Raw genomic sequence first — 10,936 nt, forward strand, 5'->3', positions numbered from 1 at the left:
CAGGCACCTGGTGCAAGGCGCCCGCGTTCGGTGATGCCGAGGTAGTCGGCGGGGAATTGCGACAGACGCTGCGAGGCTTCGGCGATCGGCAAACCGATCTTCACCAGGTTGCGCAAGGCCTGATCCATGGTCAGCGTGCTGCCGGCCAACGTGCCGTCGGGCAGGCGTACGCCGCCCAGGCATTTGGTCACGGTGTGGCTGCCGAGCTTGTATTCACCGTCGGGCATGCCGGCGGCAGCGGTCGAATCGGTGACGCAATACAGGCAAGGGATCGAGCGCAGGGCCACACGAATGGCGCCGGGATGCACGTGGAGCAAATCCGGAATCAGTTCGGCGAATTTGGCGTGTGCCAGTGCCGCGCCAACGATCCCAGGCTCGCGGTGATGCAACGGGCTCATGGCGTTGTAGAGGTGGGTGAAACTGGTCGCGCCAGCCTCCATTGCAGCAACGCCTTCCTCGTAACTGCCGAGGGTGTGGCCGATCTGCATGCGCACGCCACGGCTGCTGAGTTCGCGGATCAAGCCGTCGTGACCGGCGATTTCCGGGGCGATGGTGATCACGCGGATCGGCGCCAGTGCCAGATATTCTTCGACTTCGGCCATCAACGCGGTGTGGGCGAAGTTCGGTTGTGCACCGAGTTTGCCGGGGTTGATGTACGGGCCTTCGAGGTGAACGCCGAGCACTCGTGCGGCACCTTTCGGACGCTGTTCGCAGAACTCTCCGACTTCCTTCAACACGCTGGAGATCTCAGCGCTCGGCGCGGTCATGGTGGTGGCCAGCAGCGAAGTGGTGCCGAAACGCACGTGGGTTCTGGTGATGGTCTCGAAGGCGCTGGCGCCTTCCATGATGTCTTTGCCGCCACCGCCATGCACGTGCAGGTCGATGAAACCCGGGAGCAGATACGGCAGATCATTGTCGGCCGGGTCGCAGGGCACGCCTTCGATCGACACGACTTTGCCGTGTTCGTGGATCAGCCGGCCGCGAATCCAGCCGCTGGCGGTGAGGATGTTGTCTTCGGACATTTCGCTTCTCTCGTTTGGCTCGGCTGCTGATCAGCGGCGAAGCTCTGCAACAAAGTCGTAGTAGTCGTTGCGGCAATAGGTGTCGGTGACTTCGATCGGTGTGTTGTCTTCGAGGTAGCCGACCCGGGTCATCAGCAGCATCGCGGTGCCGGGGGCGATGCCGACCAGCGCGGCGAACTCGTCCGAGGCGTTGATTGCCTGAATGTGCTGCAAGGCGCGGACGATCGGTTTGCCGATGCCGTCGAGGTATTCGTAGAGGGAATCGCCGACCAGTTGCGGCTTGGGCATGATCGAGGCGGGCAGGGTGCTCATCTCGATGGCCATCACCGTGTCATCGGCTTTGCGCAGACGCTTCATGCGCGCGACCTTGTCGTTCGGCGACAGGCTGAGGCGGATCAGTTCTTCGTGGGTCGGCAGGGTGATTTCACGCTCCAGCCATTTCGAACTGGGTACGAAACCCTTCAAGCGCAGCATCTCGCTGAAACCGGAGAGGCGCGACAGCGGTTGTTCGAGGCGTGGGGTGATGAAGGTGCCGGAGCCTTGCAGGCGACGGATCAGGCCTTGATCGAGAAGGACTTCGAGGGCTTTGCGCGCGGTGACGCGGGAAATACCGAGCAACTCGCTGAGGTTGCGTTCCGAGGGCATCGCCTGCTCGGACTTCCACTGGCCCGAGTGGATGGCGGCTTCAAGGTTGCGCGCCAGTTGCAGGTACAACGGTGTCGGTTGAGTGTCGTCGGGGCGTAAGGCCTGGAGGTCATTCATGTAGTTCGTTTCCGGCACCGATGTAGGATTGTTTTGATTCGGTTGTCGGACGAAAGCTAATACCACTTGAATACCATGTCAACGCAGTGAAATGGCCTGTAGCCCGCTAATATCGGGGCTTTGAGAGCGGGTGGTCTGAAGTGGTATTAGAGGTGGAGGCTTAAAAGCAAAAGATCGCAGCCTGCGGCAGCTCCTACAGTGGGAAGTGGTATCACCTCTGTAGGCGCTGCCGCAGGCTGCGATCTTTTGATTTATTTTTTTGCAGGTGACCAGTGGTTGATCGTTAAGGGCGGATTTCGACCATCGTGCCATCCGGCACCAGGCTCCACACTTCGCGCATATCCACATTGCGCATGGCGACGCAGCCGTCGGTCCAGTCGAGGGTGTGGAACAGGTCTTCCGGGGTTTCTTCGGAATCCGGTGTGCCGTGGATCATGATCATGCCGCCAGGCTCGACGCCTTCACGCCGGGCGCGGGCCGAGTCGCTGATGTTCGGGTAGGAAATGTGCATCGACAGGTTGAATTTGTCGCTGGTCTTGCGCCAGTCGATCCAATAGAAACCTTCCGGCGTGCGCTTGTCGCCTTCAATCAGTTTCGGACCTTTTTTCGCGCCCTTGCCCAAGGAGATGCGATAGGTCTTCAGCGGCTTGCCGTCGGCGATCAACTGCAATTGATGCGCGGATTTGAGCACCAGGACTTTTTCGATAAGCGGGGTATTCGCCGGCGTCACGGTGGTCACGAAGGACGCTTGGGAGACGCTGACGAACGACAGGCAGAACAGGGCAAGCAACCAGCGCATTGAAACGATTCCCCAAGGAGTGACGCAGATAAGTGTTGTGTAAGAGCTGCCGCAGGCTGCGATCTTTTGATCTTCTAACCGACAATCACCGGCTGCACCAACGGCGGAATCGATTCCGAACGAACCGGATACACCTCAACCCGCCGATCAGCGAAGAAGCATTCTAAGGTACGCCCCACCGTCCTGAAAGCCAGCTCGTCCCATGGAATGTCGGCTTCGTCGAATAGTTGCACTTCGAGGCTCTCGGGGCCGGCGGCAAAGTCCAGATCAACCAGCTCTGCGCGGAAGAACACATGCACCTGACTGATGTGTGGCACGTCGATCAGCGTATAGATGCTCAGGTTGCGCACACGGGCGCAGGCTTCCTCGGCAGTTTCGCGAATTGCGGCTTGCTCGATGGTCTCACCGTTCTCCATGAAACCGGCAGGCAACGTCCAGTAACCGAGGCGCGGCTCGATGGCACGACGGCACAAGAGCACTTTCGTGCCCCAGGTCGGCACGCAGCCGGCAACGATATTGGGGTTCTGATAGTGAATGGTCTGACAGCTCTCACAGACAAATCGCAGCCGCGAATCGCCTTCGGGAATGCGCTGGGTGACCGGGTTACCGCAGTGGCTGCAAAATTTCATGCTGGGCTTCCTGAATGCTGCGCCTATCTTGGCGTGCAGCGGTGTCGGTCGGCAAGTTGTCGTTTCGCGACATGGCGAGATTCGGGGGCTTGGGCGGCTGCAATGATTGGTGCATGATGCAGGGTAAGGCACCGATCGAGAACACTCATGCTGGACGAGCTACTGCATAGGGTAAGCAACCACACACCGCGCACGCTGGAGACCGACAAACGTTTCCCCGAGGCCGCCGTTCTGGTGCCGATCACCCGCAGTGACCAACCGGAACTGGTCCTGACCCTGCGCGCCAGCGGGCTCTCGACCCATGGCGGCGAAGTGGCTTTCCCCGGTGGACGCCGCGATCCCGAAGACCCGGATCTGATCTTCACCGCCCTGCGCGAAGCAGAGGAAGAGATCGGTCTGCCGCCGGGACTGGTCGAAGTCATCGGGCCGCTCAGCCCGCTGATCTCCCTGCACGGCATCAAGGTCACGCCTTATGTTGGCGTAATCCCCGATTTCGTCGAGTATCAGCCCAACGATGCCGAGATCGCCGCGGTGTTCAGCGTACCGCTGGAATTCTTCCGCAAAGACCCCCGCGAACACACCCATCGCATCGACTATCAAGGTCGCAGTTGGTACGTGCCGAGCTATCGCTACGGCGATTTCAAGATCTGGGGCCTGACGGCGATCATGATCGTCGAGTTGATCAATCTGCTTTATGACGCCAAGATCAGTCTGCACCAACCGCCGAAAAGTTTTATTGGCACGTAAGCCATCGTTCGAATGGCCATCACCGTGAGCCCTGAGGAAAACAAGATGAAATACCGCTTGGGCGACGCCCGTGTCGAGACCCACCCGCAGAGCTGGGTCGCCCCCAATGCCGTGCTGGTGGGCAAGGTCAAACTGGAAGAGGGCGCCAACGTCTGGTTCAACGCCGTGCTGCGTGGCGACAACGAACTGATCCTGATCGGCAAGAACAGTAATGTGCAGGACGGCACCGTGATGCACACCGACATGGGCTATCCGCTGACCATCGGTACCGGCGTGACCATCGGCCACAACGCCATGCTGCATGGCTGCACGGTCGGCGATTACAGTCTGATCGGCATCAACGCGGTGATTCTCAACGGCGCGAAGATCGGCAAGAACTGCATCATTGGCGCCAACTCGCTGATTGGTGAGGGCAAGGAAATTCCGGATGGTTCGCTGGTGATGGGCTCGCCGGGCAAGGTTGTGCGTGAGCTGAGCGAGCCGCAGAAGAAGATGCTTGAGGCCAGCGCCGCGCACTATGTGCATAACTCCCAGCGTTATGCGCGTGATCTGGTTGAGCAGGAAGAATGAACACGCCAGAAAGACCGGTTGCCTCGCCATGCGTGAATATTTGTGCGCTGGATGAGGATGATGTGTGCACCGGGTGCCAGCGTACGGTGGAAGAGATTACCCGCTGGAGCCGCATGAACAATGACGAGCGCCGGGTGGTGCTGGGGTTGTGTCATGAGCGGGCGAAGGCGAGTGGGTTGGTGTGGATGATCCCCGGGAAATCAGGCGCCTGAGCCACCGCTTTCGCGAGCAAGCCCGCTCCCACATTGGAATGCACTCCCCTGTGGGAGCGGGCTTGCTCGCGAAGTCGGCGGCACATTCACCACTTCTTATTGGCGCAAAACCAACCCTCAAGTAATCTGTGCGCCAATCTGCCAGGTCGCCCCCATGATTTTCCTCATCGCCTACATCAGCAGCGTCGTGCTGATCAACTTCGCCTTCTCCACCGCGCCGCACCTGGACATCATCTGGTCGGCCTGGGGCGGTCTGGTGTTCGTGCTGCGCGACATGGTGCAAATCCGTTTCGGTCACGGGGCGATCGCGGCGATGCTGGCGGCGCTGGTACTGTCTTACGTCACCTCCGACCCCTCCATCGCATTGGCCAGCGCCACGGCATTCGCGGTCTCCGAAATCATCGACTGGCTGGTGTTCAGCATCACCAAACGTCCGTTGCGCGACCGCTTGTGGATCAGCTCGGCGCTGAGCATTCCCCTCGATACCTTTATCTTTTTCGGCATGATCGACGCCATGACGCCACCGGTGATCATCACCGCGCTGCTGTCGAAATTCGCCGGTGTCACCGTCGTCTGGCTGATCATGGCCTGGCGCGATCGCAAACAGGCCGTCGCCAGCTGAAGCCAAAGCCTCGGGTTCATGTAAAATGCCGCGCTTTCTCCCTATGGAAAGCGCGTCTGGCGTCGCTTTCCTCGATGATCCGCTGCTTTGAGGACCTGAGATGACCCGTATCGGAACTCCGTTGTCGCCAACCGCGACCCGCGTATTGCTGTGTGGCTGTGGTGAGTTGGGCAAGGAAGTGGTGATCGAGCTGCAACGCCTGGGCGTTGAAGTGATCGCCGTTGACCGCTACGCCAACGCGCCGGCCATGCAAGTCGCCCATCGCAGCCACGTGATCAACATGCTCGACGGCGCCGCCCTGCGCGCGGTGATCGAAGCCGAGAAGCCGCACTTCATCGTGCCGGAAATCGAAGCCATCGCCACCGCCACCCTGGTCGAACTGGAAGCCGAAGGCTTCACCGTGATCCCGACCGCGCGCGCTGCGCAACTGACCATGAACCGCGAAGGCATCCGTCGTCTGGCCGCTGAAGAGCTGGATCTGCCGACCTCGCCGTACCACTTTGCCGACACCTTCGAGGACTACAGCAAAGCCGTTGAAGACCTCGGTTTCCCATGCGTGGTCAAACCGGTGATGAGCTCGTCGGGCAAAGGCCAGAGCCTGCTGCGCAGCACCGATGACGTGCAGAAAGCCTGGGATTACGCGCAAGAGGGCGGTCGCGCCGGCAAAGGTCGGGTGATCATCGAAGGCTTTATCGATTTCGACTACGAAATCACTCTGCTGACCGTTCGCCACATCGGCGGCACCACGTTCTGCGCGCCAGTTGGCCACCGTCAGGAGAAGGGCGACTACCAGGAATCGTGGCAGCCACAAGCCATGAGCCCGATTGCCCTGGCTGAATCCGAGCGTGTTGCCAAAGCCGTGACTGAGGCGCTGGGTGGCCGTGGTCTGTTCGGCGTTGAGCTGTTCATCAAAGGTGATCAGGTGTGGTTCAGCGAAGTCTCGCCACGCCCGCACGACACCGGTCTGGTCACGTTGATTTCCCAGGATCTGTCGCAGTTCGCGTTGCACGCTCGCGCGATTCTGGGCCTGCCGGTGCCGTTGATCCGTCAGTTCGGGCCTTCGGCTTCGGCGGTGATTCTGGTGGAAGGGCAGTCGACCCAGACAGCGTTCGCCAATCTGGGTGCGGCGTTGAGCGAGCCGGACACGGCGTTGCGTTTGTTCGGCAAGCCAGAAGTGAATGGCCAGCGCCGTATGGGCGTGGCGCTGGCGCGGGATGAGTCGATCGAGGCTGCGCGTGCCAAGGCGACCCGTGCTGCTCAGGCTGTTGTCGTAGAACTCTAAACCGGGTCGCGGCATTCGCGAGCAAGCTTTGCTCCTACATAAGGTCGCGTTGCGACGCTGATCTGTAGGAGCAAGGCTTGCCCGCGATGGCGGTCTGTCAGGCCACCCGATTCAAATCGTTATCCCGCGTTTCTTTCAGACACAGCACCGCAATCAAACTCAGCACCGCCGCCCCCGACACATACCCGCCGACATAGCTCAAACCACCCATCGCCACCAGTTTCTGCGCAAAGAACGGCGCCGCCGAGGCCCCGACAATCCCACCCAGGTTATACGCCGCCGAAGCACCGGTATAACGCACGTGCGTGGGAAACAGCTCTGGCAACAGTGCGCCCATTGGTGCAAACGTCACGCCCATCAAAAACAGCTCGATGCACAGAAACAGCGCCACGCCCCATGTCGAGCCTTGCGTCAGCAATGGTTCCATCAAGAACCCGGACAGAATCGCCAGCACGCCACCGATGATCAGCACCGGTTTGCGCCCATAACGATCGCTGGCCCAAGCCGACAATGGCGTCGCAGCCGCCATGAACAGTACGGCAAAGCACAGCAATCCCAAGAATGTCTCGCGGCTATAACCCAGCGTTGAAACCCCGTAGCTCAGGGAAAACACCGTCGAGATATAGAACAGCGCATAACAGACCACCATCGCCGCCGCGCCCAACAACGTCGGTGCCCAATACTGGCTGAACAGTTCAACCAGCGGCACTTTCACTCGTTCCTGACGTGCGATGGCATTGGCGAAGACCGGCGTTTCGTGAAGTTTCAGGCGCACATACAGGCCCACCATCACCAACACTGCACTCAGCAGGAACGGAATGCGCCAGCCCCAGCTGCGGAACTGCTCGTCATCGAGGGTCATGGCAAGGGTCAGAAACAAACCGTTGGCCGCGAGAAAACCAATCGACGGGCCGAGTTGCGGAAACATACCGAACCACGCGCGTTTACCTTTCGGCGCGTTTTCCGTGGCGAGCAACGCAGCACCGCCCCATTCACCGCCCAATCCCAGGCCCTGACCAAAGCGCAGCACACACAACAGAATCGGTGCCCACGCGCCAATCGTGGCGTAACCCGGCAGCACGCCAATCAGCGTTGTACACACGCCCATCAACAGCAAGGAGGCGACCAATGTTGATTTGCGCCCGATACGGTCACCGAAATGGCCGAACAGCGCCGAGCCCAGCGGTCGGGCCAGAAAAGCGATGCCAAAAGTAAGAAACGCCGAAAGCATCTGCGCCGTGCCGGACGTCTGCGGAAAGAACACCGGCCCAATCACCAGCGCAGCCGCCGTGGCGTAAACATAGAAGTCGTAGAACTCGATCGCGGTGCCGATAAAACTCGCCGTCGCCACGCGGGTGGCGGAGTTGGTCGGTTGGGCAGGCGCGGTGTCGCTGAAAGCGGTACTGGTCGTCATGCGGTGATCCCTGACAGTCATGAGCTCCGTTGGAGCGAATTATTATGGTCGAACACCCAGGGATGTGGGATGAGGCGCGGTCGCTGTTTCAGGTAGGAACAGTCGCCGGAGTACAGCGGAAATGGCCGAAACCGGTCTGGTGCGGGGTAAGCACGCGGTCTGGCAACGCTTGGGTAAGCGCCTCGATTATAGGAAGGGGGCTAACGATCAAACAAGAGCAAAAGATCGCAGCCTTCGGCAGCTCCTACATTTGGAACATTTGGAACATTTGGAACATTTGGAACATTTGGGACATTTGGGACATTTGGGACATTTGGAACATTTGGAACATTTGGAAATTTGGAACGCATTCCAATGTAGGAGCTGCCGAAGGCTGCGATCTTTTGATCTTCTATCGGGCCGGTACCAAAGCAGGCACAGACGAGGTATGCCAGATCAACACCTTGCTCACCCGGTTCTCCTCAGTCTCAAGAATCTCCAGTCGATAGCGCCCGATCTTCAAGCAAACCGCACTCTCGGGAATCGTCTCCAGCGCCTCAGTCACCAACCCGTTCAGCGTTTTCGGCCCATCACTCGGCAAATGCCAGCCCAGGCACTTGTTCAATTCGCGAATCGAAGCGGTGCCATCAATCACCATCCGCCCGTCAGCCTGTGGATGAATGTGCGGGTTCTCCAGACTGTGCTCACTCTCGAACTCGCCGACGATCTCTTCAAGAATATCTTCCAGCGTCACAATGCCGAGCACTTCGCCGTACTCATCGACGACCATGCCCAGACGCCGCTGCTGTTTGTGGAAATTCAGCAGTTGCAGTTGCAGCGGCGTACTTTCCGGGACGAAATACGGCTCGTAACTCGCCGCCAACAACGCCTCTAGCGTCAGATCGCCGTTGTTCAGCAAATGCCTGATCTGACGGGTATTGAGCACCGCTTCAACCTGATTGATGTCGCTGTGGAACATCGGCAGGCGCGTGCGCTTGTTCTGGCGCAGTTGCTCGATGATCGCTTCAATCGAATCGTCGAGGTTGATGCCGTCGACGTCACTGCGCGGCACCAGAATGTCGTTGACGGTGATGTTGTCCAGCGCATGAATTCCCGAAACCGGGTGTGCATGAACAGGGTGCTCCGGGTCATCACGACGATCGCCGGGCGCGTCGTCGTCGCTCTGCTGCACCACTTGCGGCTTGCGCGCGAACGGGCGGATCAGCAAAACGCTGACACGGCTGAACAGCCAGGCCAGTGGGTAAACAATCTTCAGCGGAACCGCCAACAACGAATTGCCGAAGGCCAGCACGGCATCCGGATAACGCTGGGCGAGGGTGCGTGGGAAATAATCAGCGAACACCAGCAACACCGCACCGGCACCCAGGCACGCTGCCCACGGGCCGTTTTCCTCGCAGAGGAAAATCGCCAGCAACGTCGCGATGATCACCGCGAGTGCTCGGCACAAGGTGTTGCAGAGGATCAGGCTGTCGAGCGGGAAGCTCAGCTTCGCCAGCGGTTTATCGCTGGCGCGCGAGGCGGTGCGTTGCGCGAGCAGATGCTGCTGCGCGATTTCGACGGCGGTAAACAGCCCTGACCATAAAATCAGCAGGACAAATACCGCGAGCATCGGCCCTATGGGCAAACCGTCCATTTATGCCGCCCGTCAGATGTGCAGGATGTATTCACGAACCAGTTTGCTGCCGAAATACGCCAACATCAGCAGGCAGAAACCGGCGAGAGTCCAGCGAATCGCCTTGTGACCGCGCCAGCCGAGACGGTTGCGGCCCCACAGCAGCACGCTGAACACGATCCAGGCCAGACACGCCAACAAGGTTTTGTGTACCAGATGCTGGGCAAACAGGTTCTCGACGAACAGCCAGCCGGAAATCAGCGACAGCGACAGCAGCGTCCAGCCGGCCCAGAGGAAGCCGAACAGCAGGCTTTCCATGGTTTGCAGCGGCGGGAAGTTCTTGATCAGTCCGGACGGGTGTTTGTGCTTGAGCTGGTGGTCTTGCACCAGCAACAGCAAGGCCTGGAACACGGCAATGGTGAACATGCCGTAGGCGAGGATCGACAATAGAATGTGCGCGAGGATGCCCGGCTCTTCATCGATGATCTGCACCGTGCCGGTTGGCGCGAACTGCGCCAGTAGCACAGTGATCGCACCCAGCGGGAACAGCAGCACCAGCAGGTTTTCCACCGGAATGCGCGAGCAGGCGATCAGCGTCAGGGCGATCACCGCCGCCGCGATCAGGCTGGAGGCGCTGAAGAAATCCAGACCCAGACCAATCGGCGTCAGTAAATGCGTGAGCAGGCTGGCAGCGTGGGCCAGCACGGCGAACACGCCGAGGCCAACCAGCAGGCGCTTGCTCGCCTTGGCGCCGGTGGCCAAGCGGGTGCTCTGATAAAGGGTCGCAGCGGCATATAGAAGGGCGGCGGCGAGGGTGGTCAGCAAACTGGGTGACAAGGGGAGCATAAATCCTGTTAGGCAAGCCCGAAAGGGGCTGAGTTTGGCATAGAACCGCCATGGCACGAAAGACTCAGGAAGCTGACAGCGAGGTGTCCGCCAGCCGCAGTCTTCGCTATAATCCGCGACCTGCCCACGCCGCAGGCTCGCCGAGCACATGTTGATTCCGGTCTGGGCCGCCATTATCCCGGTCTACACAGGGCCTGAAAGGATCGCGCAATGTTTGAAAACTTAACCGACCGTCTCTCGCAGACGCTGCGCCATGTCACCGGCAAGGCCAAGCTGACCGAAGACAATATCAAAGACACCCTGCGTGAAGTGCGCATGGCGTTGCTCGAAGCCGACGTCGCCCTGCCGGTGGTCAAGGACTTCGTCAATTCGGTCAAGGAGCGCGCTGTCGGCACCGAGGTGTCGCGCAGCCTGACGCC

General features: G+C 59.8%; 13 protein-coding genes and 1 pseudogene. 7 read left to right on the forward strand and 7 right to left on the reverse strand.

The annotated features are described in order from the left end of the window. From nagA to ACIP1X_RS25775, 4 genes are all read right to left on the reverse strand, one after another. Window positions 1-1,022, reverse strand: a 1,022-nt coding sequence (nagA, locus tag ACIP1X_RS25760) for an N-acetylglucosamine-6-phosphate deacetylase (protein ID WP_400755680.1), incomplete at its 3' end; no start/stop codon positions are given. Between the two features lie 30 nt (window positions 1,023-1,052). After that, window positions 1,053-1,784 (reverse strand): GntR family transcriptional regulator, encoded by a 732-nt coding sequence (locus ACIP1X_RS25765; RefSeq protein ID WP_400755681.1) that lies wholly within the window; start codon window positions 1,782-1,784, stop codon window positions 1,053-1,055. Window positions 1,785-2,067: 283 nt separating this feature from the next. Further along, a complete protein-coding gene (locus tag ACIP1X_RS25770) occupies window positions 2,068-2,583 on the reverse strand; it encodes a murein L,D-transpeptidase family protein (RefSeq protein WP_008081650.1) in 516 nt (171 codons plus the stop codon). A gap of 74 nt (window positions 2,584-2,657) precedes the next feature. After that, window positions 2,658-3,212 (reverse strand): NUDIX hydrolase, encoded by a 555-nt coding sequence (locus ACIP1X_RS25775; RefSeq protein ID WP_400755682.1) that lies wholly within the window; start codon window positions 3,210-3,212, stop codon window positions 2,658-2,660. A 147-nt stretch (window positions 3,213-3,359) separates the two neighbouring features. On the opposite strand from ACIP1X_RS25775, the gene ACIP1X_RS25780 reads away from it, so the two are divergent. From ACIP1X_RS25780 to purT, 5 genes are all read left to right on the forward strand, one after another. After that, entirely contained in the window at window positions 3,360-3,959 is a 600-nt protein-coding gene (locus ACIP1X_RS25780) for a CoA pyrophosphatase (protein WP_400755683.1), read from the forward strand. Between the two features lie 45 nt (window positions 3,960-4,004). After that, the gene (locus tag ACIP1X_RS25785) at window positions 4,005-4,529 is read left to right on the forward strand and encodes a gamma carbonic anhydrase family protein (protein WP_400755684.1); all 525 of its coding nucleotides are present in this window, start codon (window positions 4,005-4,007) and stop codon (window positions 4,527-4,529) included. Further along, window positions 4,526-4,741, forward strand: coding sequence for a DUF1289 domain-containing protein (locus tag ACIP1X_RS25790; protein WP_400755685.1), 216 nt, complete (start codon window positions 4,526-4,528; stop codon window positions 4,739-4,741). The genes ACIP1X_RS25785 and ACIP1X_RS25790 overlap by 4 nt, the downstream gene beginning before the upstream one ends. 154 nt (window positions 4,742-4,895) lie before the next feature. Continuing rightward, window positions 4,896-5,363 (forward strand): VUT family protein, encoded by a 468-nt coding sequence (locus ACIP1X_RS25795; RefSeq protein WP_053117431.1) that lies wholly within the window; start codon window positions 4,896-4,898, stop codon window positions 5,361-5,363. Window positions 5,364-5,463: 100 nt separating this feature from the next. After that, window positions 5,464-6,645, forward strand: a complete 1,182-nt coding sequence (gene purT, locus ACIP1X_RS25800) for a formate-dependent phosphoribosylglycinamide formyltransferase (RefSeq protein ID WP_007908992.1) — start codon at window positions 5,464-5,466, stop codon at window positions 6,643-6,645. Between the two features lie 97 nt (window positions 6,646-6,742). On the opposite strand, the gene ACIP1X_RS25805 is transcribed toward purT, so the two are convergent. Next, entirely contained in the window at window positions 6,743-8,059 is a 1,317-nt protein-coding gene (locus ACIP1X_RS25805; protein ID WP_053117433.1) for an MFS transporter, read from the reverse strand. Window positions 8,060-8,317: 258 nt separating this feature from the next. Here ACIP1X_RS25805 and ACIP1X_RS25810 point away from each other — a divergent pair. Further along, a pseudogene (locus tag ACIP1X_RS25810) lies at window positions 8,318-8,419 on the forward strand (hypothetical protein); the annotation flags it as partial. A 31-nt stretch (window positions 8,420-8,450) separates the two neighbouring features. Here ACIP1X_RS25810 and ACIP1X_RS25815 read toward each other — a convergent pair. Together ACIP1X_RS25815 and ACIP1X_RS25820 are read right to left on the reverse strand one after the other, a co-directional pair. Continuing rightward, window positions 8,451-9,692, reverse strand: a complete 1,242-nt coding sequence (locus ACIP1X_RS25815) for a transporter associated domain-containing protein (RefSeq protein WP_400755686.1) — start codon at window positions 9,690-9,692, stop codon at window positions 8,451-8,453. 12 nt (window positions 9,693-9,704) lie between these two features. Further along, a complete protein-coding gene (locus tag ACIP1X_RS25820) occupies window positions 9,705-10,517 on the reverse strand; it encodes an inner membrane protein YpjD (RefSeq protein WP_400755687.1) in 813 nt (270 codons plus the stop codon). A gap of 210 nt (window positions 10,518-10,727) precedes the next feature. Here ACIP1X_RS25820 and ACIP1X_RS25825 point away from each other — a divergent pair. Continuing rightward, window positions 10,728-10,936, forward strand: a 209-nt coding sequence (locus ACIP1X_RS25825; protein ID WP_400755688.1) for a signal recognition particle receptor subunit alpha, incomplete at its 3' end; no start/stop codon positions are given.

Source organism: Pseudomonas sp. NPDC088885, from assembly GCF_044750025.1.
Lineage (GTDB): Bacteria > Pseudomonadota > Gammaproteobacteria > Pseudomonadales > Pseudomonadaceae > Aquipseudomonas > Aquipseudomonas rustica.

What these genes read in the sequence shown, in the direction of transcription:
- ACIP1X_RS25765 (WP_400755681.1), bottom strand. Translation starts at nt 1,784, where the DNA reads ATGAATGACCTCCAGGCCTTACGCCCCGACGACACTCAACCGACACCG.
- ACIP1X_RS25770 (WP_008081650.1), bottom strand. Translation starts at nt 2,583, where the DNA reads ATGCGCTGGTTGCTTGCCCTGTTCTGCCTGTCGTTCGTCAGCGTCTCC.
- ACIP1X_RS25775 (WP_400755682.1), bottom strand. Translation starts at nt 3,212, where the DNA reads ATGAAATTTTGCAGCCACTGCGGTAACCCGGTCACCCAGCGCATTCCC.
- ACIP1X_RS25780 (WP_400755683.1), top strand. Translation starts at nt 3,360, where the DNA reads ATGCTGGACGAGCTACTGCATAGGGTAAGCAACCACACACCGCGCACG.
- ACIP1X_RS25785 (WP_400755684.1), top strand. Translation starts at nt 4,005, where the DNA reads ATGAAATACCGCTTGGGCGACGCCCGTGTCGAGACCCACCCGCAGAGC.
- ACIP1X_RS25790 (WP_400755685.1), top strand. Translation starts at nt 4,526, where the DNA reads ATGAACACGCCAGAAAGACCGGTTGCCTCGCCATGCGTGAATATTTGT.
- ACIP1X_RS25795 (WP_053117431.1), top strand. Translation starts at nt 4,896, where the DNA reads ATGATTTTCCTCATCGCCTACATCAGCAGCGTCGTGCTGATCAACTTC.
- purT (WP_007908992.1), top strand. Translation starts at nt 5,464, where the DNA reads ATGACCCGTATCGGAACTCCGTTGTCGCCAACCGCGACCCGCGTATTG.
- ACIP1X_RS25805 (WP_053117433.1), bottom strand. Translation starts at nt 8,059, where the DNA reads ATGACGACCAGTACCGCTTTCAGCGACACCGCGCCTGCCCAACCGACC.
- ACIP1X_RS25815 (WP_400755686.1), bottom strand. Translation starts at nt 9,692, where the DNA reads ATGGACGGTTTGCCCATAGGGCCGATGCTCGCGGTATTTGTCCTGCTG.
- ACIP1X_RS25820 (WP_400755687.1), bottom strand. Translation starts at nt 10,517, where the DNA reads ATGCTCCCCTTGTCACCCAGTTTGCTGACCACCCTCGCCGCCGCCCTT.